This window comes from Candidatus Eisenbacteria bacterium, from assembly GCA_005893305.1.
Lineage (GTDB): Bacteria > Eisenbacteria > RBG-16-71-46 > SZUA-252 > SZUA-252 > WS-9.
Genome location: VBOZ01000007.1, coordinates 26,707 through 47,458 on the forward strand (window position 1 = coordinate 26,707; position 20,752 = coordinate 47,458).

The 20,752-nt window shown below is 64.2% G+C and carries 21 protein-coding genes and 2 tRNA genes; 8 read left to right on the plus strand and 15 right to left on the minus strand.

All coding sequences use genetic code 11. The annotated features are described in order from the left end of the window. The first annotated feature begins 58 nt into the window (after positions 1-58). The gene (locus E6K79_01195; protein TMQ66897.1) at positions 59-2,935 is read left to right on the plus strand and encodes an insulinase family protein; all 2,877 of its coding nucleotides are present in this window, start codon (positions 59-61) and stop codon (positions 2,933-2,935) included. A 124-nt stretch (positions 2,936-3,059) separates the two neighbouring features. Here E6K79_01195 and E6K79_01200 read toward each other — a convergent pair whose 3' ends face one another. The 3 genes from E6K79_01200 to E6K79_01210 all read right to left on the minus strand — a co-directional run bounded on the left by E6K79_01200 (position 3,060) and on the right by E6K79_01210 (position 5,418). Next, positions 3,060-3,581, minus strand: coding sequence for a ferritin (locus tag E6K79_01200; GenBank protein ID TMQ66898.1), 522 nt, complete (start codon positions 3,579-3,581; stop codon positions 3,060-3,062). Positions 3,582-3,727: 146 nt separating this feature from the next. Next, the gene (locus E6K79_01205; GenBank protein TMQ66899.1) at positions 3,728-5,161 is read right to left on the minus strand and encodes a PDZ domain-containing protein; all 1,434 of its coding nucleotides are present in this window, start codon (positions 5,159-5,161) and stop codon (positions 3,728-3,730) included. A gap of 179 nt (positions 5,162-5,340) precedes the next feature. Further along, positions 5,341-5,418, minus strand: a tRNA-Glu gene (locus E6K79_01210). A gap of 409 nt (positions 5,419-5,827) precedes the next feature. On the opposite strand from E6K79_01210, the gene E6K79_01215 reads away from it, so the two are divergent. From E6K79_01215 to E6K79_01225, 3 genes are all read left to right on the plus strand, one after another. Then, complete coding sequence (locus E6K79_01215; GenBank protein ID TMQ66900.1) at positions 5,828-6,559, plus strand: hypothetical protein; 732 nt, start codon at positions 5,828-5,830, stop codon at positions 6,557-6,559. Continuing rightward, positions 6,556-7,212, plus strand: coding sequence for a hypothetical protein (locus E6K79_01220; GenBank protein ID TMQ66901.1), 657 nt, complete (start codon positions 6,556-6,558; stop codon positions 7,210-7,212). The genes E6K79_01215 and E6K79_01220 overlap by 4 nt, the downstream gene beginning before the upstream one ends. A 190-nt stretch (positions 7,213-7,402) precedes the next feature. Beyond that, on the plus strand, positions 7,403-8,569 hold the full coding sequence (locus tag E6K79_01225) for an acyl-CoA dehydrogenase (GenBank protein ID TMQ66902.1): 1,167 nt from the start codon (positions 7,403-7,405) through the stop codon (positions 8,567-8,569). A gap of 41 nt (positions 8,570-8,610) precedes the next feature. Here the strand turns inward: E6K79_01225 and E6K79_01230 are convergent, their stop codons facing one another. From E6K79_01230 to E6K79_01265, 8 genes are read right to left on the minus strand one after another with little or no spacing between them, the layout of a single operon-like run. Next, positions 8,611-9,747, minus strand: coding sequence for a hypothetical protein (locus tag E6K79_01230; GenBank protein ID TMQ66903.1), 1,137 nt, complete (start codon positions 9,745-9,747; stop codon positions 8,611-8,613). Further along, on the minus strand, positions 9,744-11,006 hold the full coding sequence (locus E6K79_01235) for an MFS transporter (GenBank protein TMQ66904.1): 1,263 nt from the start codon (positions 11,004-11,006) through the stop codon (positions 9,744-9,746). Before E6K79_01235 ends, E6K79_01230 begins: the two co-directional genes overlap by 4 nt. Before the next feature lie 48 nt (positions 11,007-11,054). Then, positions 11,055-12,443, minus strand: a complete 1,389-nt coding sequence (locus E6K79_01240) for a replication-associated recombination protein A (GenBank protein ID TMQ66905.1) — start codon at positions 12,441-12,443, stop codon at positions 11,055-11,057. Continuing rightward, positions 12,440-12,721 carry a hypothetical protein gene (locus E6K79_01245; protein ID TMQ66906.1) on the minus strand — a complete coding sequence of 94 codons (282 nt, stop codon included), beginning with the start codon at positions 12,719-12,721 and terminating at the stop codon, positions 12,440-12,442. Before E6K79_01245 ends, E6K79_01240 begins: the two co-directional genes overlap by 4 nt. A gap of 42 nt (positions 12,722-12,763) precedes the next feature. Continuing rightward, complete coding sequence (locus E6K79_01250) at positions 12,764-13,336, minus strand: hypothetical protein (GenBank protein ID TMQ66907.1); 573 nt, start codon at positions 13,334-13,336, stop codon at positions 12,764-12,766. Between the two features lie 17 nt (positions 13,337-13,353). Then, positions 13,354-14,277, minus strand: coding sequence for a DUF4097 domain-containing protein (locus E6K79_01255; GenBank protein TMQ66908.1), 924 nt, complete (start codon positions 14,275-14,277; stop codon positions 13,354-13,356). Between the two features lie 36 nt (positions 14,278-14,313). After that, positions 14,314-15,396, minus strand: coding sequence for a redox-regulated ATPase YchF (gene ychF / locus E6K79_01260; protein TMQ66909.1), 1,083 nt, complete (start codon positions 15,394-15,396; stop codon positions 14,314-14,316). Between the two features lie 27 nt (positions 15,397-15,423). Continuing rightward, a complete protein-coding gene (locus E6K79_01265; GenBank protein TMQ66910.1) occupies positions 15,424-16,041 on the minus strand; it encodes a tetratricopeptide repeat protein in 618 nt (205 codons plus the stop codon). A 413-nt stretch (positions 16,042-16,454) separates the two neighbouring features. Between E6K79_01265 and E6K79_01270 the strand changes: the two genes are divergently transcribed. The 3 genes from E6K79_01270 to E6K79_01280 are packed head-to-tail and all read left to right on the plus strand — an operon-like array spanning position 16,455 to position 17,954. After that, positions 16,455-16,760 (plus strand): hypothetical protein, encoded by a 306-nt coding sequence (locus E6K79_01270; protein ID TMQ66911.1) that lies wholly within the window; start codon positions 16,455-16,457, stop codon positions 16,758-16,760. Continuing rightward, positions 16,757-17,515, plus strand: a complete 759-nt coding sequence (locus E6K79_01275) for a bacillithiol biosynthesis deacetylase BshB1 (GenBank protein TMQ66912.1) — start codon at positions 16,757-16,759, stop codon at positions 17,513-17,515. Before E6K79_01270 ends, E6K79_01275 begins: the two co-directional genes overlap by 4 nt. Before the next feature lie 52 nt (positions 17,516-17,567). Next, positions 17,568-17,954 (plus strand): DoxX family protein, encoded by a 387-nt coding sequence (locus E6K79_01280; GenBank protein TMQ66913.1) that lies wholly within the window; start codon positions 17,568-17,570, stop codon positions 17,952-17,954. Between the two features lie 87 nt (positions 17,955-18,041). Here E6K79_01280 and E6K79_01285 read toward each other — a convergent pair. Next, positions 18,042-18,114 (minus strand) — tRNA-Lys (locus tag E6K79_01285). Between the two features lie 214 nt (positions 18,115-18,328). Between E6K79_01285 and E6K79_01290 the strand changes: the two genes are divergently transcribed. After that, positions 18,329-19,030, plus strand: a complete 702-nt coding sequence (locus E6K79_01290) for a hypothetical protein (GenBank protein ID TMQ66914.1) — start codon at positions 18,329-18,331, stop codon at positions 19,028-19,030. A gap of 224 nt (positions 19,031-19,254) precedes the next feature. On the opposite strand, the gene E6K79_01295 is transcribed toward E6K79_01290, so the two are convergent. From E6K79_01295 to E6K79_01305, 3 genes are all read right to left on the minus strand, one after another. Beyond that, the gene (locus tag E6K79_01295) at positions 19,255-19,806 is read right to left on the minus strand and encodes a DUF3237 domain-containing protein (protein TMQ66915.1); all 552 of its coding nucleotides are present in this window, start codon (positions 19,804-19,806) and stop codon (positions 19,255-19,257) included. Between the two features lie 2 nt (positions 19,807-19,808). Further along, a complete protein-coding gene (locus tag E6K79_01300) occupies positions 19,809-20,258 on the minus strand; it encodes a DUF3237 domain-containing protein (GenBank protein ID TMQ66916.1) in 450 nt (149 codons plus the stop codon). A 378-nt stretch (positions 20,259-20,636) separates the two neighbouring features. Next, on the minus strand, positions 20,637-20,752 hold a 116-nt coding region (locus E6K79_01305), incomplete at its 5' end, for an IMP dehydrogenase (GenBank protein TMQ66917.1).

A 20,752-nucleotide genomic window follows, 5' to 3' on the forward strand; every position in this document is an offset into this window, starting at 1 on the left:
TCCCGGTATGGATGTCATTCCCGCGCTGGCGACCCCCATATACCTAAGGAGAAACTGAATGGACTCGCAGTCTAGCTTTCGTCGTATCCGAGGCCACGGCCGGGCCCCGCTCGCCGTCGGTCTCGTCTTGGCCGCCGCCATGGTAACCGCATCCGCGGCGCCCGCCCATTCCGCCGGCGTCAAGCCGCCGGCGGTCAAGCTCGAGGTCGAGAAATATACGCTCCCGAACGGTCTCGAGGTGATCCTCCGCGAAGATCACCGCCTCCCGCTGGTCGCGGTGAACACCTGGTACCACGTCGGCCCGGCGAATGAAACCGCCGGCCGCACCGGCTTCGCCCACCTCTTCGAGCACATGATGTTCCAGTCTTCCGGCCACGTCGGCGAGGACCAGATCTGGAAGTACCTCGAAGGGGCCGGCGCGTCCTTCATCAACGGCACGACCGACTTCGACCGCACGAACTACCTGGAGGACCTGCCGTCGAATCAGCTGGAGCTCGCGCTCTGGCTCGAGAGCGACCGCATGGGCTTCCTCCTCGACAAGATCGACGCGGCGTCCCTCGCGAACCAGCAGGACGTGGTCCGAAACGAGCGCCGCCAGAGTGGCGAGAACACGCCCTATGGAATCGTCGAAGAAGAAATGTGGCACATGATCTTCCCCAAGGATCACCCGTATTACCCGTACGTGATCGGGTCGCACGAGGATATCCAGGCGGCGAAGCTCGAGGACGTGAAGGAGTTCTTCCGCCGGTACTACTGCCCCAACAACGCGAGCCTCGTCATCGTCGGCGACATCGACAAGGTGAAGACGAAGGCGCTCGTCGAGAAGTACTACGGCTCGATCCCGCGCGGCGCGGACGTGCCGCCGATCACCGCGACGACGCCCCCGATCACCCAGGAGCGGCGCGCGACCGTGACCGACAAGATCACGCTCCCCCGCGTCTACATGTCCTGGCTGACCTCTCCGATCTTCAAGCCCGGGGACGCCGACGCAGGCGTCGCGGCCCAGATCCTGGGCGGCGGCAAGGCGAGCCGGCTCTATAAGTCCCTCGTCTACGAGAAGCAGATCTGCCAGGACGTCTCCGTCGTGCAGCAGTCGTACTCCCTCGGCTCGGTCTTCCAGCTCACGGCGACCGTGAAGCCGGGCAAGACCCCGGATGAGGTCGAGAAGGCGATCGACGAGGAGCTCGCGCGCTTCGCGGCGGACGGCCCGACGGCGGAGGAGGTCGCCGCGACCCAGAACTCGATCTACTCGGAGACGGTGACCAGCCTCGAGAACTTCGGCGGATTCTCCGGGGTCGCGGACCGCCTGAACCAGTACAACCATCACCTGAAGGATCCGAACTACCTGAACAAGGACCTCGCGCGATTCGCGGCGGTCAGCCCGGCCTCGGTGAAGAAGTTCGCGAGCGATCAGCTCAAGAAGAATGCGCGCGTGGTGGTCTACGCCGTGCCGGGCGACAAGAAGCTTCCGCCCGACCCCGCTGCCCCGCCGAAGCCCGAAAAGGCGACGACCCAGGTCGAGTCGAAGGAGCCGTGGCGGAACACGGTGCCCAGCCCCGGCCCCGAGGTGAAGGCTCAGCTCCCGTCGGCGAAGCGCATGGAGCTTCCGAACGGCTTGGCGCTCTACGTCGTCGAGGCGCACGAGCTGCCGATCGTCGCGGCGAATCTTGTGTTCCGGTCGGGCAGCGCCGCGGATCCGACCGACCTCCCCGGGCTCGCCGGCTTCACGGCATCCATGCTCGACGAAGGCACGACGAAGCGTGACGCGCTCCAGATCGCGAATGAGATCTACGCGCTGGGGGCTTCGCTGAGCACGGGAACCCAGACCGACGGAAGCAACGCCAGCGTGCGCTCGCTCAAGCAGAACGCGTCGGCGTCATTGGCCATCCTGTCGGACGTCGTCGAGAACCCGGCGTTCGCTGAGAAGGAATTGGAGCGGGTCCGGAACGATCGCCTGACCGCGCTCATGCAGCAGCGCGACCAGCCGTGGCCCACCGCGCTCCGCGTCATGAACGCCTGCCTCTTCGGCCCGACGCATCCGTACGGCCACACGGCGCTCGGCACCGAGGAATCGCTCAAGAAGATGTCGCGCGCGGATCTCGCGACCCTCTACAAGTCGACGTTCAGCCCGAAGAACGCGGCGTTGATCCTGGTTGGAGACGTCACGCTGGCCGAGGCGAAGAAGCTGGCCACCGACGCCTTCGGCTCGTGGAAGGGTGAAGCCACCGCCGCCTTGACTCCCGCGGCCGGGACCACGGTGACCTCCCGCGTGGTGATCGTGGACAAGCCGGGCAACAATCAGACGATGCTCCTCGCGGGACAGATGGGCGTGAAGCGCTCCGACCCGGACTACGAGAAGCTCGACGTCATGAACACGGTCCTGGGCGGGCTCTTCTCCAGCCGCATCAACATGAATCTCCGCGAAGACAAGGGCTACAGCTACGGCGCGTTCTCGTTCATCGGACAGAACCGGGCGGTCGGTCCGCTCATGGCGGGTGCCGCCGTGCGGGGCGACGTGACGGGGCCGTCGATCGAGGAGATCCTGAAGGAAGTCGCGAAGATCAAGGACGGCGGCGTGACACCTGACGAGCTGAAGCTCGCGAAGGAGTCGATCGTGCGCTCGCTCCCTGCGAACTTCGAGACCACGTCCTCCACGGCCGGCACGATGTCCGGCATCTACCTCTACGATCTGCCGCTCGACTACTACCAGACGCTGCCGGCGCGGATGGACGCGATTCAGGTGTCCGATGTGGCGGACGTCGCGAAGCGGCACTTGGTTCCGGATCGGATGGTGGTCGTGGCCGTCGGGGATCGGGCCAAGATCGAGCCTCAGATCTCCAAGTTGAACCTGGGCTCGATCGCCTACCGCGACGCGGACGGCAAGGAAGTCGCCTCGGCGCCCAGCGGCTCGGGGAGTCCTTCGACGTCAAACTAGGTTTCGGACTCTCGCAGTAAGGGCGGAATGAAAATGGGGCCGGTCCCTCTCGGGGCCAGCCCCTTCATATTTCAGGTCAGCATCCTGCGGAAATCAAACCCCGCGTAGCCGTCGAAGGTGGCTGCTACGTGGCGTCCGCCGCAGCCGAAGGCACCGAGATGCCTCCGCGACGCGCCAGATAATCCTCCACGAAGAGGAGCCCGTTTTCGCCCGCACGCCGCACGATGCTCAGGAGCTGGTCCATGCTCGAGACCTCCTCGAGCTGCTCGTTCACGAACCATTGTAAGAAGTTCCGCGTGATGTGGTCGTTCTCCTTGATCGCGAGATCGACCAGGCCGCTGATCTGCTTCGTGACCGTCTCCTCCCAATCCAGCGACAGCTGAACCGCCTCCTCGGCGGTCTTGAATCCCGACTTCGGCGCCGGGATGGCCGGGATCACCACGCGGGCACCCGCGTCGACCACGTAATTCACGAACCGGAGCGCGTGATCCTTCTCTTCCATCGCCTGCTTGTGGAAGTGCTTCGAGAGTTCGGGCAGATTCTCGGTGCCGAAGTGGGCTGCGATCGAGACGTACTGGAGGCAAGCCCCGAATTCGTTTCCTATCTGCGTATTGATGGCGGCCGCCATCTTGTCGCTGATCAGCATGCGTTCTCCTAACTTGAGGTGAGGGCGCGGCTTCACCGCCCCCGATGGTCAGCTTGGTTGGGCTCTCGAGCGGAGGTGAGAGTGCCACGGTGCAGGTGGAATTGGAACCCCGATCGGGAGATCCTCAAGGGGCTCCGTTGTAAGGGTTACTCGCGCGGCAACCGCTTGCCGCGATCCACGACATCCTCTGTCCAGTCATGACCATCCTGGTCCAAGATTGACCTGATACTACTTGAGTCAATGTATTGACTTTGACCCATGGGGCTCGTCACTTTGACCTGGCCAACGCCCCAAGGTCGGACTGATCGCGCTGGGATCACTGAGCCGTCCCCCAGGATGACCTTGAAAGGCGCGTCGCCGTGCTGCTTTGTGGAGTCCCTCGTCGCACGTGCCGTGGTCAGGGTATCCGAAGGGACCCTGGAGGATCCGGCGTTGGACTGCTCCGCGGAGTCCGGTCGGGTAGGTATTGTGCTCGTGGGACGCGAAGTTGATGGGCCCCTTTCACTGGCCTTCTCTGGGACGAGAGCTATTCCCCTATTGCGTTTCGATTGAATTTCGGTGACAGCGTTCTCCATGGCTATGAAGCGCTCCGGCGTGCTCGGATGAGATGCCGTGAAGTTTTTCTTGATACTCCCGGGGTGCTCGGCGGCCATCCGTCGCCAGAAATTGGGAGCCTTCGTGATATCGAATCCAGCCCTGGCGGCCATGTACAGACCCTCGTAGTCAGCCTCTGCCTCAAACCGCTGCGAGAACGCATTTGCAGCGGCGTTGCTGAACATGCCCCCGGTATTGACCCCGGTTGTGGCAGCGACGGCGACGTCCAGGATCGCACCGAGCAGAGAGTTCCCCTTCTTCTTCCCGATGTGCCCGAGGGCATCATGGGAAAGCTCATGCCCGACGACGAAGGCCAGCTCGTCATCGTCTTCGGTGAACCGCAGCATTCCGCTTGCGATGAAGACCTTCTCTCCATCCGCATACGCGTTCACCACGTCGTCCTCTGTTGCGAGAACCGGATAGTCACACGCGGGCACACCGAGCATCGAGAGATTAAGAATCTGGCCCTTTCGTCGTACATCGAGCTTTAGCGAATCAGTACTCGAGGACGCCTTAAGGAGCATCTCCATGGCCTGTAGAGTCGTCTTCCCCTCAACACTCTTTCCATTGATCGCCTTGAGTGAGTCGCCCGGCTGAAGACCCGCCAGGGCAGCCGGGAAATTGGGTTGTACGTTGCGCACCACGGGGCAGTCACCCAACCCGAAGTACTTGATAGCGGCTTCACGGTAGTCCTTGGAATAGGAGCCGACATCGTGCGCAACGAATCCATAAATGGCACGCTGTTCGCCGCAAAGCTCTGCTGATGCCCGAGTCAGGCGGTAGGAAACCGCTCCCAAGCGGTCCTGCTTCTTAACCCAGACTTCGAGCGCCATTTCCCGCTGTTTTTCGGCTTCAGACCGCGCGGCCGATTCGCTGACGGGCATTTGCTTCAGCGTAGGGGCGCATGACGGGATCATCAGGTCAAGGAGGATGAAAAGAATCGCCGATAAAGAGAGGCGCGCGAGCGCTGACCGGATCTGAGGCATTGGCACCTCCGAAGGGCTGGCTACTCCAAATCGTGGGGGGAGAGGGCGAAGGCTACTCCCCGACCGTCTGTCGCGCTAGCCCGAATCTCGAACGAGGCGGATCCACGGCTCTACACCAACTACAAACGGTATCCGATGGGCATAGTTCGGCTGGAAGACAAGCGACTGCTGTTTGATTGTGGTGTCCCCAAGGGGATTCGAACCCCTGTTGCCGCCGTGAAAGGGCGGTGTCCTAGGCCAGGCTAGACGATGGGGACAACCTTGGTTGCACGAGGTCCAACGGCGGGCGGGTATGATCCCTAGCCAACGCGCGTGGGACTATAACGTATTCGAAGCGCACCCCGCCAGACGGCCCAGCCCCCGCCCCCGTTCCTGGTTCGATCCGACCACTCCCTGCGAGATTCCGCCCTCCGCCCCTCGGGCGATCTCCGGGCGTATATCGTAACCTACTGTAAATAAATACGTTGTGCGAACACCCCCTCCCGGCACGGCCCATGCGTCCACGTAGTCGTGGGATTGGGTAAGTGGGTGAGAACCGGCGGCCCGGTGGGCTCGGCCGGGCACAAAAGGGAGGCTCAGATGACACGGTTGCCGAAGAAAGTGCTCTTCCGGATCGCGGCTGCGGCCGCGACGTTGATCGGGCTCGTCTCCTTCTAGGGAGAAACGATGCTCCTCACCGGCTACATCGCACTTGTCGTCGCGGCGGGAGGGATCGCGCTCTGGGGTGTGGGCGCTCCCGATCCTACGATCGGCTGGCTGTCTCTGTGGTTCTGGCTGCTGGCCAACCTGCTGGGCGAGGTGCTTTGGCTCCCGGCGCCCAAGGGGCGTGGATACCTCAGCATGGCGAACGCCGCGAACTTCGCCACGCTGATCCTCCTGTCGCCCTCCTCCGCGATCGCGGTGACGGCGACGGCGGGTCTCATCGCGGACCTCCTGTTCCGGCGGAGGGCGTGGTACCAGGCGCTCTTCAATTCCGCGGCGTGCGCGTTGACGGTCGCCGCCGCCTCCCTGGTCTTCTCGCATACGGGCGGGATGAGCTCGAGCGTGGACGCGATCCTGTCGCCGCTCAACGCGGTGCCGCTCCTCTTGTCCGGCTTGACCTACTTCCTGCTCAACACCTGGCTGGTCTCGGGCGTCGTGGCGCTCCATCGCCGTGAGGCGATCTGGACGGTCTGGCGCACGAGCTTCGCTTTCTCGTACGAGCTCGTCGGCGCGGTGGTGCTGAAGCTCCTTGGATACCTGTTCGCGATCCTGTTCCTGACGTGGGGCTACATGAGCGCGTTCCTGGCAGTCATCGCCACGTATTTCATCCGCGACGCCTACATTCGCTACGTCGCCCAGACCGAAGCGGCCGCCCGTCCTGCGGCCCCCGCACCCGACCGGAGGCCGACGTCATGAGAATCTCCAGGCAGATCGCCACCTGGGCTCTACTCGCATTCGCAATCACTGCCTTCTCAGGCTGCGGGAACTCCCCGGTCGGCCCGGCGTCGATCGGTGGCGGCGGCGGCGGCGAACCTTCCTTCCGGTCAGGTCCGGATGTCCTTGTGGTCCATCCGGACGGCACCACGAGCTGGACGGCGTCCCCGCTCGGCGGACCGAAACCCGCCGGCGTCCTCCCGGATTCCGGATCGTCGAGCAGGATGGTGGACGTTGTGGAGGAGGTGGACGGCTCGGTCGGCGCGAAGATGCGCTGCGGAAGGTTCTACCTCATGATCCCGCCGGGCGCGTTCGACGGACGCGGATCGGTGACGATGTCGATGGAAGACTCGACCGTGATGATCTGCGATCTGAGCATCTTCCCTGCTTCGCTGAACCAGTTCCACGAGCCGGTCAAGCTTGCGCTCTCCATCAACAACACCGACACCTCGACCGACACGCTTTCGATCTACTGGTACGACGAGACCGGCAGAGCGTGGGTCGACATGGTGTGCGACAAGGACCTGAGCAACAACCCCGAGACCGCCGCCGCGCCCTACCCCGCGAATATGTGCGGGGTCATGACCGAGCTCAGGCACTTCTCCCGCTACTCGGCAGGCAAGGCGGGCTGGTAGGCGAAAGCCACCTCCCCGCAAACGAGGCCGCCGGCACCCCTCCCGGCGGCCTTATACATTTCCGGTCGGGATGCGGCGGCCGTTCGGGCCGCCGAGACGCGAACTCCCTCGTTGCGCCCCCTGGTCCCCGCCGCTATGCTCGTCGGCTCCGAAGCAGCGTCGGCCCCGCTTCGGTTCACCCGGAGGAATCATGCAGAAGTTCGACGGAGTCGATTTCCTGGAGATCGACGGCCTCTTCAGCGACGAGGAGATTCTCGTCCGCGATTCCGTCCGGAGATTTGTCAGCGACCGGGTGCTCCCCGTCATCGAGAAGCACAATCGCGAAGGCACGTTTCCCGCGGACTTGATTCCAGGGATGGCCGAGCTGGGCATGTTGGGAGCGAATCTGCAGGGCTACGGCGCCGCCGGGCTCAACAACGTCGCGTACGGGCTCATCATGCAGGAGCTGGAGCGCGGCGACAGCGGCATTCGCTCCTTCGTCTCCGTCCAGGGCGCGCTCTGCATGTATCCGATCTACACGTACGGATCGGACGCGCAGAAGGAGAAGTATCTCCCGGGGATGGTGAAGGGAGAGGTAATCGGCTGCTTCGGGCTCACCGAGGCGGACTTCGGCTCCAATCCGTCCGGCATGCGCACGTCCGCCCGCAAAGACGGCAATTCCTACATCCTGAACGGAAGCAAGATGTGGATCACGAACGGCGGGATCGCGCACGTGGCGATCGTCTGGGGACGCCTGGACGGCGTGATTCGTGGGTTCCTCGTCGACAAGGGCACGCCCGGCTACTCCACGAAGGACATCCACGGCAAGTGGTCGCTCCGCGCCTCCGTGACCTCGGAGCTGACGTTTCAGGATTGCCGTGTCCCCCTCGACAACATCCTACCCGGCGTCGAGGGGCTGAAAGGGCCGCTAGGTTGCCTCAACCAAGCCCGATACGGGATCGCGTGGGGCGGACTTGGTGCCGCGATGGCCTGCTACCACGTGGCGCTGGAGTGCTCGAAGTCACGTATCCAGTTCGATCGCTCGATCGCGGGCTTTCAAATGGTGCAGGAGAAGCTCGCCTGGATGATTCGCGAGATCACCAAGGGACAGCTTCTCGCGATCCAGCTCGGCCGGCTCAAGGACGCCGGCAAGGTGAAGGCGCACCAGGTCTCGCTCGGGAAGATGAACAACGTGGACGTTGGCCTACAGTGCGCGCGGCTCGCGCGCTCGATCCTCGGGGCCAACGGGATTACCGACGAGTACCAGTGCGGCCGCCACATGTGCAACTTGGAGAGCGTTTACACCTACGAAGGCACCCACGACATCCACACCCTCGTGCTCGGCGAAGCCGTCACGGGGATCCCCGCGTACAAGTAGTTCTTCCGGACTCGGCCCGCCCGCGCTACCGCGCCTTCCTCTCAGAACGGAATGAAGAGCATCGCGAAGTATTCGTCCTGGTCCCTGTTAATGGAATAGTTGTAGCGGCGGTACGACACCTTGATGTCGGTGAACGGCATGGGGCAGATGTCCACCTCGGCGAGATAGCGGCGCCAGATTTCGTTGAATATCACCCCAGACGGAGGCCCGTAGTAATCCATCTTCGCGCGGAGATCGAGTCCTCGCGACAGTCGATAGACGACCTCCGTGAACGCCGCCTTGCGACTCACGTCCGGATTGAAATCGTTCGAGACATATTCGCCCAGGAACGTCCAGCGGCCGCGCGTGGTCGACGCATAGAGCGACCACCGGTATATGTCCGGCGTGAAGGCCGATTCCCTGTCGTACCCAGACAGGCCGAACTGGAATGCCCTGGACGCCCGGCCGAACTTCGCAGCGTAAGTGCTCGCATTCTGCCCAAATGGATCACCACCATTTGTGAAGGAGGCCTCCCCAAACCAATTGTTCCCGATCGCGCCTACCTCGATGCCAGCGTCCTCCATCTGGGAGTCGTACGGAAGCACGAGGGTCGTCCGCGTGAACGAGGTGTGGTCTTCCTGGCGAAGCCCGAAGGGGAGCCGGAAGCGGCCCACCTGAATATATAGATCCTTTGCAAATCCGTGGAACAGCCCGTAAAGCTCCCGGGCCACGTAGGGGGCCGGAAAGCTGGCATATTCAATCACCAGCCCGTGCGTTCCGACGATGGTGAGGTAGTCGTGCGGCTGGATCGCTATACGTAGGTTTCCCTCCATCGGGAAGAAGGTCGAGGCCGTGAAATTCGACACCCCCTCTTGGTGGGACGCGTAGTACATGAACCTCGTATCCAACCCCAAACGGATCCAGTCGTTGAGTTGAGGATTCACGGTGACCTTGGACCAGCGCTCCTCTTCCCCCATCGAATGGCGGTTCTTCCCGTAGTTGAACCCGAATTCGTTCCGCATCGCGCTGCCGTTGGGATCGAAGTGGCAGGAGATGCAGTTCCTGCCCTCCCTCGAGGCGTAGAGCGGAAGCGCCTGCGCGGGGGTCGTGAAGGCCGCGGCTGCGGCAGCAGTGGCGAGGAGCAGCCCTAGGATCCGGGCCGCAAGATTTGTCCGAACAGTGAGTGGTCGACGGATCACGAGGTTCCCCTCCTTCCGGCTAGGGAGTAGGCAGGCTCAGGAAGACGGAAGATCACAAGATAGAGCGACACCACCGCGCCCGCAAGCCCAACCCACGCGATGGGAATGAATCCAAAGCGATCGATGAATGCTCCCGAGGAGCCGGCGACGAGGGCCGTGAACGGCGTCACGATTGCGGGAATGATGCCGATGTAGGCGGTGTTGTCCTCATGCGGGGAGAACGCCATCGATAGGTTGAAGAGCGCCAGGACGTCGGACACGATGAAAATGCCGAGCACGAACGCGGTGCAGTAGTAGAAAGCCGGATGGCTTCCCCAGATCGCTAGCGAGAGCCCGAGGGTGAGAGCCGCCATCGCGACCACCGCGACGCGCGAGTAGCCGAACCGGTCCCCGATCGTCCCCACGAGAACGCTACCGATCATCTGTCCCGCCATGCAAATGGAGGTGTAGATGGCCGAGTCGCGCGGCTGGAGTGAGAAGCGGGATTCGGCGAAGACCGGATAGTACGTGATCAGCATGAAGCGGCCCACGGAGAGGAGCAGGACCGTGAGGTAAACCCGAAGGCCCGTCCGGTCGGCGAGGATCTCGCGGGTATAGCGAAGCACGGTCGCGAACGCGGGGCTCGGTTTCGTTGTCCCGCCGGCGTCCTCGCGGACCGGGAGAAAGAAGAAGCTCCCGATGCTCATGCAGATGCCCGCGACCAGAAATCCGAGTGCGTAGTTCAGGGGGAACGGAAGGCTCGAGCCGAGCAACCGGCTCCCGACCCACCCTCCGATCGCGCCCATGAGCGTCTGGAAGAAGAAGATCGTCCCGAATGTTCGCGCGCGCAGCTCGGGGCGCGTCACCTTTGCGATGAAGTTGATCCAGACTGGAATCGTGAAGCCCATGACGATCCACGACGCGCCCCAGCCGATGAGGAGAGCGAGAATATCCACCGCTCCGGAGGGGCGTCCGAGGATGCCGAACCACGCGGCGAGGAACAGCCACGGGATCCCAGCGAGCAGGTGGAGGATGATGACCGCCCGCTTGCGATGCGCGAGGCCGCCGGTAAAGTGGGCCGCGAAGGCGCCAGGGAAGTTCGTGGCGAGAAGCCAGATCACGGGAAGCGCGCCGATGACAGTATTGGTCGCGCCGAGCCGGCTCAGGAAAACGGGGAGGACCGCCACCATCGAGATGAGCGACAGGGCGACGCCGTAGAAACCCTCGACGCCGAGGAGCGAGGAGACGTTTTTCCAGTGGCGATCGAGAGGAAGCGTCACGCGGCGGGAGCCTATCAGGTCGGCGCGGAGGCGGCAACGCCGTGGCGGCTACTTCTTCCCCTTCTCTTTGCCCTTGCGCTCCGGCTTCCCCTGGCCGCGCCGCGCCTTCTCCGCCCGGATTTGCTCCAACCGCTCGAGCAGCTCCTTCTCGGCCCCGCGCGGAACGCCCTTCCAGTAGCGCGCCTCCCCCAGCTCGTCCGGTAGGTAGCGCTGCGTCACGATCGCGTCGTCGTAATCGTGCGCGTACTCGTAGTCCTCGCCGTAGCCCAGATCTTTCATGAGCTTCGTCGGGGCGTTCCGGATCCAGAGCGGCACCGGGTAGGGTGGTTTCTCGAGCGCATCCCGCGAGGCGCGCTGATACGCCGTATAGATCGAGTTGCTCTTGGGCGCGAGGGCCAAGTAAACGACGAGCTGCGCGAGAGCGGTATTCCCCTCCGGCATCCCGAGGAAATGGACGGCGTCGCGAACCGCCATCGCGAGCCGGAGCGCGTCGGGATCGGCCAGCCCGACGTCCTCCGAGGCAAAGCGCACGAGCCGGCGGGCCACGTAAAGCGGATCCTCCCCCGCCTCGAGCATTCTCGCGAGCCAGTAGAGCCCCGCGTCGGGGTCACTCCCACGGATGCACTTGTGGAGCGCCGAGATGATGTTGAAGTGCTCCTCCCCCACGCGGTCATAGGGGAGGGCGCGTCGCTGCGCGGCCTCGCGCACGTCCTCCGCGGCGATCTCCTTCCGCTTCGCCCCGAGAGCCAACCCGGCCGCGATCTCGAGCGTCTGAAGGGCGATCCGCGCGTCCCCGCCCGAGATCGATGCGATGAGCTTCAGGGTGTCTTCGGAAGAAGTGACCCCGGAGCGGCCCAACCCGTGCTCCTTCTCCTCGAGCGCGCGGCGGAGGATCCGGACGAGGGCGTCCGGCTCCAGCATCGGGAGCACGATCACCTTCATCCGCGAGAGGAGGGCGTTGTTCACCTCGAACGACGGGTTCTCGGTGGTCGCGCCCATCAACACGATCGTTCCGTCCTCGACGTGTGGCAGGAAGGCATCCTGCTGCGCCTTGTTGAAGCGGTGGATCTCGTCGATGAAGAGGAGTGTCGCCGTCCCGGTCGCGCGCCGCGACGCGCGCGCGCGCTCGATCACCTCGCGCACGTCCTTCACGCCCGATGTGACCGCGCTGAACGCTACGAAGTCGGCGCCGCTCGCCTTGGCGAGGAGCCGCGCCAGCGTGGTCTTCCCGCTCCCTGGAGGGCCCCAGAGGATGAGGGAAGGTAGAACTCCGGATTCGATGGCCGAGCCGAGGAGCGAGCCCGGCCCAAGAAACGCCTCCCTCCCCTCGAACTCATCGAGTGTCGTGGGGCGGACTCGATCCGCGAGAGGCGTCTGGGCGGCGCGGCGGCCGCCGGCGCGATCGGGAAAGAGGTCGAGCGGTTTGTCGTCGCTCACGGCGGGGAGTCGGGCGGTGAGTCGGGCGGAATGTCGGTGAACGGCACATCGACCGCGTCCGAGCGCTGGACACGTGAGCGCGGCGGGCGTTCGCCGGTTCGGAGCGGCCCCTCCCCGCGATCTTGAGGCCCCTCGTTGCGCTGAGACCCCTCGTTGCCCTGAGATCCCCCGTTACCCTGGGGTCCCGGCCCCTTTCCCGCGGTGATCATCCTTGCGATGACCGATACGAAGCGCAGCGCGAGAAGGACGGAGAGCGCGTAGAGGATGGATCGAAGCATCGCAGGCTCGTTTCGGCGTCGGGACGGGCGCGCCGCGCGGCGCTACCGCGCCGCCGGAACGCGCAGGTACGGGACCGCCCGCCCGGTCAGCTCCACCAGCGGAAGCCGGGCGAGGTCGGCCACCGTCTTGAAAACGGCGATCTGCCGCGCGACCATCTGGTCCTCCCGCTTCGCGGCGAAGAATGTGCCCTTGTTCGTGAGAGCGTCGCGCTCGTACTGGGTGGGCATCGGGTAGAGCGCCCTCTCATGGACCGGGATGAGCTTGTCGAGCATGAACCGCCGCTCGCTCAGCTCTTCCGCCGGCATCGGCTCGTCGACCGGCAGGGGAACGACGATCTGATAGGCGCGCAGACCGAGAAGCTCGGTCCAGACGTCGGCGCTCGCGACCCCGCCGTTCGGTGCCGCGTGAAACGTGAAGAACGGCTTGATGACGCGGTCGAGCCCCTCCTCGCTCCCCAGAATGAGCGCGAGGCGGGTGAGGACGGAGAGCCCCCGGATCCCCACCACGTTCGGGACCGCGTTGGTGTCGGCATACCAGTAGAGCATCAAAAGGAAATCGCCACGGGTCATCGGCCCGGTGGCGGTGATGTTGCTGTGCGGTATCGTGCTGGCCACGAAGTCCCCTTCCTCGATCAGTTGCGGCGGCTCTCGCCGACCCGCGTGACCACGATGTTTCCGTTCGTCGTCGTGAGGCTCACGACGGCGCCGCCACCGCCGATCCGGCCCCGCACCATCTTCGAGCTCGACTTCCCGACCATCTCGATCGGGTAACCGATGCTGACGCGCCCGTTCGTCGTCTCGGCATCCAGCTGCGCCTTGAGCTCCGCCGGGAGCATGGCCGTCAAGTTCCCGTTCGTCGTCGAGAGCTCGACGCCCGCGCCCGGGTCGAGCTTCCGGATCTCCACCTCGATCGCGCCGTTCGTCGTGCTGGCCTGGGCCGCGCCGCGAGTCCCGACCAGATGGACGTTCCCGTTCGTGGTACTGACATCGACCGAACCGCTCGTCGACGTCACCTCCACGTTGCCGTTCACGGTCTGCCCGACGAGCGCCGCCGAAGTGCCTCGGACTTGCAACTCCCCGTTGGAAGTCTCGAGGTGGAGCCGGGTGTCCGCCGGCACCTGCACGTAATAGTGGATGTTCAAGGACGTAACCCGCTGCCCGAGCACGTCCCAGATCCCGACGCTTTCGGAGCGCTTCGGGTACTGGCTCTCGATCTCGATCCGCCCGTCGCCGACCGTCACGTCGGCGCGAAGCTCCTTCATCAGCTCCGCGGCCCGACTTTCGCTGTTGGCGCGGACGGTGCGCGTGATCTGAATTCGCGCCTCCGGGCGGTCCCACGCCTCGACGGTAATCCGGCCGTTCTGGCTCGAGATGTCGAGCTCGCCCCCCGGTTTGAAGGGGAAGACACGCTCCGTCACCTCGCGCAGCTGGGCCGCTTCGGCGGCCGGGGCCAACCCAAAGACGCAAAGGCAAAGCCATGCCGCGAGCGCCGATGCGATCCGCACTGGTCCGAACATGCCGCTCCTCCTGGGCCGGTTCCGAACGAAAATCACCATAAAATCCCTACGTTCGACCGTCCCTGGATGTTTCCCTCACACGCTAAAGCGGATGTTCACGATGTCACCGTCCCGAACTTTATAGTCTCTCCCCTCGGTGCGCAAGAGGCCCCGCTCCCGGGCCTTGGCCATTGTGCCGGCATCGATCAGATCGTCGTAGCCGATCACCTCGGCCCGGATGAAGCCGCGCTCCAGGTCGCTGTGGATCGCGCCCGCCGCCTCGGGCGCCAGGGCGCCGTCGCGCACGGTCCACGCGCGGACCTCGTCCGGTCCGACGGTGAAAAACGAGAGCAAGCCCAGGGCGGTGTAGGAAAGCCGGATCATCCGCGTGAGTCCGGGCTCCTGGATGCCGAGGTCCGCCATGAACTCGGCCGCGTCCGCCTCCGGGAGCGCGACCAACTCCGCTTCGGTCTTCGCCGAGAGGGCGATCACGGGGGGCGTCGGCTCCGGGAGGCGGCGGCGGATCGGATCGCAGACCACGTCCTCCCCCAGCTTGAGCGCCGCGTCATCCACGTTCACGACGACGATCCAAGGTCGCGCCGAGAGAAGCTGAAAGCCGCGCAGCGATCGCTCCTGGGGCGCGTTGAGCCCGGCCGAGCGGGCCGGCCGCTCCGATTCGAGGGCCGCCATGACCTTCTTCAGCGCCTCGTATTCGTTCGCGTCCTCGGGCTTCTTCCCCACCCTGAGCGACTTCTCGATCCGGTCGACGCGTCGCTCGACGACCGCGAGGTCCTCGAGTAGAAGCTCCCCCGCGAGCCATGCCGCATCGCGCGCCGCGTCCACCGTCTGCATGAAGTGCGGCACGGCAGGATCCTCGAACGCACGGATCACGAGCACGAACGCGTCGACGTCTCGGAGCGCTGTGAGGGCCGAGAGGGCGCCGCGCTCGCCCCGAGCGGTCTCGAGGGCCGGAGCGTCCACGTAGTCGACCTTGGCGGGGGTGAACTTCTTCGGCTGGTGCATCTCGCGGAGCTTTTCGAGACGGGCGTCGGGCACCCGCACCGAGCCTAGATGGACCTTCTCCCCGCGCGCCGAGCCCGACTCCGCCTGCCCGCGCGTGACCGCGGTGAAGAGCGTCGTCTTACCGCTCTGGGGCGGACCCAGGATGCCGAGTTTCATGTCGTGGGGGTCGGAACGAGCGGCGCGTCAGGCGCCGGATTTGCGGGCGATTTGGACGGCCAAGGTGTCTGCCTGCTCCTTGGCATAGGGAGCGTCTTCGTCTTCGGGGAACTTGCCTGCGTAGTCCAGAAATACCTTTCGTGCCTTCGCGAGATCGCCAGCCTTCTTCCAGTTGATCGCTACCTGGAGGAACGCGGATCTCATGTTGTCGCTGTCCGGGTATCGGTCGAGTACCTTTTGCGCGTATTTCCGCGCGGTCGCATAGTCCCCGTCCTTCCGACTCATCCGCGAAAGACTCATGAGCGCGTCGTCCACCAGGCCGCTCTTGTTCGCCCGGTCGAGCGCCACGAGGCGTAGATACCTAGCCTTGGCGTCTGCGTAAAGGCCGTGCTCAAAGTAGCGGTCGGCCAGCTTCGCCAGGAACGCAGGGTCAGAGCCCTGCGTCGACTCGGCCCCCGCCATCGAGGCGAGCGTGTTCCTTCCGTCGAGGTAGTCCTCCACCAGCCCCGTGAATTCAGGAGCGCGGTAGTACCCCACGACGCGATCGATCTCGACGCCGTCCGATCTCAGGACGAGGACCGTCGGGTAGCTCCGCACGCGGTAATGGGCGGACGTAGCCGTGTCCACCTCCGCGTTCAGCTTCACGCAGGTGAACCGCTTGGAGAACTCGATGAACTTGGGATCGGTGTAGGTAGACTCTTCCAGAGCCTTACACCAAGTTCACCAGTCGGTGTAGAAGTCGAGGAGGATCGGCCGTCCGCTCTTCCCCGCGTCGGCAAGCGCGGCGTCCATCGCGGTATTCCACGTGATCGTCGCCGGCGCTTCCCTTTTCGCGGTCGCGCAGCCGCCGGCGATCAGCGTGAACGCCATCGCGCCAGCCATCCATCCACAGGCTGTCTTCATGGCGGGATGATGGAACCGCGGTCGGTGCCCTGTCAAGCGGCCGGTCGGGCCCGGCGGCCCGGGTTGGAGGGGGCCCGCGCTGCCCGGAGAAACCGCTGGCCCGCGCGCCTGTCCCCTCCCTATCATGTGGGTATCGTGCAGGGGGGACACGCGGTATGAGTGCCTGCTATTTCTGCCACACGTCGCTCGATCCCAAGCTGCGGATCGTCCGCGACAGCGTCTGCCCCAGCTGCCAGCGCGACCTCCACGCCTGTGTCCAGTGCCGCCACTTCGATCGGAACGCCCACAACCAGTGTCGCGAGCCCAATGCGGAGTGGGTCACCGACCGCGACCGCCGGAACTTCTGCGACTACTTTTCTTTGAATTCGGCGGTCTCTACAGGAATCAAAACAAACCGCGCCCAAGACGCCCGAACGAAGCTCGATCAGCTCTTCAAGCCCAAGGAGCCTAATCCCGAATGAAACTCGACATCCTCGTGTTCGGCCCGCATCCGGATGACGCCGAGATCGGAGCCGGCGGGCTCTTGCTCAAGATGAAGGATTTGGGTCATACGACCGGCATCATTGACATGACGCGCGGGGACATGGGTTGGGGCACGCCCGAGGAGCGCGAGGGTTGGGGCACGCCCGAGGAGCGCGATAAGGAGAGCGAGGAGGCCGCGAAGATTCTCCGACTCGACGTTCGCGAGAACATGGATCTCGGGGACAACCGGATCGAGGACACCTTCGAGAACCGCTGCAAGGTGGCCGCGATCCTGCGAAAGTACCGCCCCGAGATGATCTTCGCCCCCTACTACGACCTCCCGATCGGGCGCGGCCTCGGGCACAACGATCACTTCAAGACCGGGATTCTGGTATCGCAGGCGTTCAACCTCGCCCACTTGCGGAAGGCTCCGATCGAGGGGGAGCCGTACCAGGTGAAGGCGATCTTCTACTACTTCATCCCGCCCGGGATGCGGCCCACGTTTATGGTCGATGTCTCGCCCTATTTCAAAGACTGGATGCGGGCGTTGTCGGTTCACCGCACGCAGTTTTCGAATCCTGAGAAACCCAAGCCGAAGGGAGAGAGCCCCGGCGTGACGGAGCTGGTGGATGCCGCGTCGCGTGCGACCGGCTTCATGGTCGGGGCCGGCCACGCGCAGTCCTTTCTTTCAATCGCCGCACTCAAGGTCAAGGACCCTATGGAGCTGGTTCGAGGAGTAGAACCGCGGCCGTAGCCTGACCCCGACGCCGCCGGGGCGGAGTGTCCCTGTATCAGGAGGAGAGACGATGATCATCCTTTCGAGGTTCTCCGCGCAGATCTACGGCCTGCTTCGCATCGTCACAGGCTTGATGTTCGCGATGCACGGGGCGGAGAAGCTGTTCGGGTGGCCCACCGGTCCCGCCATGACCGGGAACCCCATGATGCTGACGGCCGCGATCATCGAGTTCGTCGGCGGGCTCATGATCGGGTTGGGATTCGGGACGAGGATCGCCGCCTTCCTCGCAAGCGGCGAGATGGCCGTGGCCTATTTCATGGTGCACGCGAAGGGCGGCCTCTATCCGATCGTGAACCACGGGGAGCTTGCGGTGGTCTACTGCTTCCTCTTCTTGTATTTCGCATCAATGGGGTCGGGAACGCTGAGCGTGAAGAGCTTGATGAAGAAGAAGGGGTGAGCAGCGCGAGCGGCTTCCTTCTGTGAGGTAGCGCGGGCGCGCCTTGGTCCCGATGCAGGGCCAGGGCGCGTCTCGTTTTTGAAGGTGTGGGCCGTGATGGACTCGAACCATCGACTCCCTGCTTAAAAGGCAGGTGCTCTACCACCTGAGCTAACGGCCCAACTAGACTGCAACTTGTAACCTAGCACGTTTTCTTGAGATATGCTTTGGGTGGGGTGATCGATCCGCTGGGTGAACCGGTCCAACGAGGTTCGGCCAAGAGGGGAGTTCGTATGCGACCGCCTGTCATCGCTATCGTGGTCCTGGTGGCCTTGCTTCCCATCACCGAGGGCTGCTCGAGGAGCGCACCCGAACAAGGCGGGCGACCCGGAAGAATGGTTCAGACACCCCTCTCACAGATGACCGACGAGCAGAAGCTGATGCTTTTCGAGTACGTGCCGCTAGGTGTTACTCTTCCCCAAGTGAAGGGGGTCGCGCCTGGCCTCGGGACCCCCCGCGTCGAAGGGTTTCCGGCGCGAGGACTTGCTGACGCTGAGGTCGCCCTCGACGTTCTCGGATACCACACGCGCGCAGAATTCAATTTCCGCAACGACACACTCTATGCGGTTAACTTCGGACCTCTGGTGCTCCCTGCAGATTCCGGAGACTCCTTGTTCGACAATTTGAACAAGTTCTATACGGGCCGATTTGGAAGCCCTCTCGTTGACGATGGACAGGACTCGCCCTACTTCGTGAAGTCTCGCTTCTGGCGAACATCATCGGGGGAGGTCGGTGTGTCCAACTCCCTCGACGACGGGCAGAGGATCCTTGGTTGGGGGTATCAGCCAGCCCTCAATACGAAGGATGCTCTAGTTCCGTCGAACGCGGTTGTCACCGCAGAAGGCGTTCCCGGTGTTCCCGGTTTGAAAGGGCTTTCAGAGGGTTCAAGGGACCGCAAAGGGCGCCAAAGGGCTGCGCCCCCGAGAGTGGTAACTCGCGGGGGCGCTTTGTATTTCGTTGGCGTTGTGCGGCTTGGCCGAGCGGGCTCGTTTGTGGGTCTTGTTGTTAAAAGGCAGGTGTTCTACCTCCTGAGCTAACGGCCCATGCTGAGGAAGTAGAGTAACTTAGCACAGAGCACCTACCGAATGGGCAGGTGCTCACTATCGGAAATGCGGCGCCGGCGGTGGATTTCCCTCACTTAATGTGCCCGGTTTGCCGGGTTTCGGCCCGAGACCTAGCTAGCGGCCACGCGAGCAGGTCGGAGAGAAAGCCCAGCAACATGCAGCGGCAGATGACGAGCGGGGACCTCGGAAACCACCGGTCACAGGATCTCCTCGATCCTGTGAATCGCTCCGTCCGGACGAGCTTCACCCGAGCCGACCGTGATGATGCGATTCAGGAAAGCATATCGCTCCGCCGAGGTCTCGAACCGCGGCAGCGTCCGGAAGTAGTAACGCGCGGGATCGACGACCTCTCCCCGTCCGAGGGCCGCGATCACGTCGGGGGAACCGTGCCGCAGTCCCTGGAACGTCATGTAGATGAGGGCGTGATCGTCCGTCTCCAGGATGATGCGCAGGTCCAGCTCCAGAACGCCGTCCGAGCGCAGCAACAGCCAGTCCCCTCCCCCGGGCACGATCCGGCCGCGAAGTCGTGGGCCTTCGAAGTTGCCTCCCGAGACCGGCACGAAGGTACGGATGCCGTGAGGCACCGGACCGAACGTTTGGCGCGTGGCCGCGCTGATTCTTACCGTCATGAGGGGCCGCGACCTGATAGCCCGGCCCTCGGCGTCGACACCCGGCGCGAATCCGGCCAGCGCGCTCGCCGCCGTGACCGCCACGGCCTTCAAAACGTCTCTGCGGCGCCCATCGTGCATTGCTAAAGGATCTCCTCGATCGAGTAGATCGGTCCGCCTGCGCGGCGGTCGCCCGAAGCGATGGCCAGCACCCGGTTCAAGAACGCGTATTGCGGCGCGCTGGTCTCGAACCTCGGAGCCGTACGAAAGTAGTATTCTGACGGATCCACCGGCTCTCCTCGGGACAGTGCGGCCAGCACCTCGGCAGGACCATGACGTAGGCCGAAGGACGACATGCCGATCAGCGCGCCGTCATCGGTTTCCAGCGTGATCCGCAGATCGAGCTCGAGAACACCGTCGGGCCGTAGGAGCGTCCAGTCACCTCCGCCGGGTAGGACCTTGCCTCTCAGTCGAGGGCCCTCGAAGGTCCCGCCCGCGATCGCCGCGATCACGCGCGTTCCCTGAGGCACCACGCCGAGCTTCTGCGGCGGCGGAACCACGACCTCAACCCTCATCAAAGGACGGCACGTCATGCGCGGTTCTCCTCCTGGAACTATGACCTTGTGACGCTAGATCACACCCGCTGGATTCGGTGGTCTATTGGACGATGGTATTGATGAGTGCTTTTGCGAAGCCCACGAGGTGCGTGGATAGGACGAGAACCTCCAGCCTTGTCCCCGCTTACGGCCCAAGAAGGCGCGTTTGGCGCCCCAACCCCGCCGGGAAGTCCGCCGGGGCTTGACCCGCCATCTCTGGTTTCTGCGAAGTGCTGCTTCGGCGGCAGTTTGGCCCTGTTCCCGGCTTCTTCCCGGTTCGGAGGGTCCAAGGCCGCGGGCGCCGACTTCGTACCTAGTCTTGCTGGGCAACGCGCGAAGGGGCCCGAGGCGGCCGGCCGCATAGTTACCACAGCCTCACACCCTGACCATGACCTTGAGGGCCTGGCGTTTGTCCATCGCCGCGTATCCACCGGGTACGCCGTCCAGATCCACCGTCATGTCGAAGACGGGTGAGGGGTCGAGCGTGCCTG

Excerpts from the sequence above, each read along its gene's own strand:
- E6K79_01255 (TMQ66908.1), bottom strand. The coding sequence starts at position 14,277 with ATGGTGATTTTCGTTCGGAACCGGCCCAGGAGGAGCGGCATGTTCGGA.
- E6K79_01290 (TMQ66914.1), top strand. The coding sequence starts at position 18,329 with ATGGTTCAGACACCCCTCTCACAGATGACCGACGAGCAGAAGCTGATG.
- E6K79_01275 (TMQ66912.1), top strand. The coding sequence starts at position 16,757 with ATGAAACTCGACATCCTCGTGTTCGGCCCGCATCCGGATGACGCCGAG.
- ychF (TMQ66909.1), bottom strand. The coding sequence starts at position 15,396 with ATGAAACTCGGCATCCTGGGTCCGCCCCAGAGCGGTAAGACGACGCTC.
- E6K79_01270 (TMQ66911.1), top strand. The coding sequence starts at position 16,455 with ATGAGTGCCTGCTATTTCTGCCACACGTCGCTCGATCCCAAGCTGCGG.
- E6K79_01205 (TMQ66899.1), bottom strand. The coding sequence starts at position 5,161 with ATGCCTCAGATCCGGTCAGCGCTCGCGCGCCTCTCTTTATCGGCGATT.
- E6K79_01295 (TMQ66915.1), bottom strand. The coding sequence starts at position 19,806 with ATGCACGATGGGCGCCGCAGAGACGTTTTGAAGGCCGTGGCGGTCACG.
- E6K79_01300 (TMQ66916.1), bottom strand. The coding sequence starts at position 20,258 with ATGACGTGCCGTCCTTTGATGAGGGTTGAGGTCGTGGTTCCGCCGCCG.
- E6K79_01245 (TMQ66906.1), bottom strand. The coding sequence starts at position 12,721 with ATGCTTCGATCCATCCTCTACGCGCTCTCCGTCCTTCTCGCGCTGCGC.
- E6K79_01220 (TMQ66901.1), top strand. The coding sequence starts at position 6,556 with ATGAGAATCTCCAGGCAGATCGCCACCTGGGCTCTACTCGCATTCGCA.
- E6K79_01225 (TMQ66902.1), top strand. The coding sequence starts at position 7,403 with ATGCAGAAGTTCGACGGAGTCGATTTCCTGGAGATCGACGGCCTCTTC.
- E6K79_01195 (TMQ66897.1), top strand. The coding sequence starts at position 59 with ATGGACTCGCAGTCTAGCTTTCGTCGTATCCGAGGCCACGGCCGGGCC.
- E6K79_01200 (TMQ66898.1), bottom strand. The coding sequence starts at position 3,581 with ATGCTGATCAGCGACAAGATGGCGGCCGCCATCAATACGCAGATAGGA.
- E6K79_01280 (TMQ66913.1), top strand. The coding sequence starts at position 17,568 with ATGATCATCCTTTCGAGGTTCTCCGCGCAGATCTACGGCCTGCTTCGC.
- E6K79_01215 (TMQ66900.1), top strand. The coding sequence starts at position 5,828 with ATGCTCCTCACCGGCTACATCGCACTTGTCGTCGCGGCGGGAGGGATC.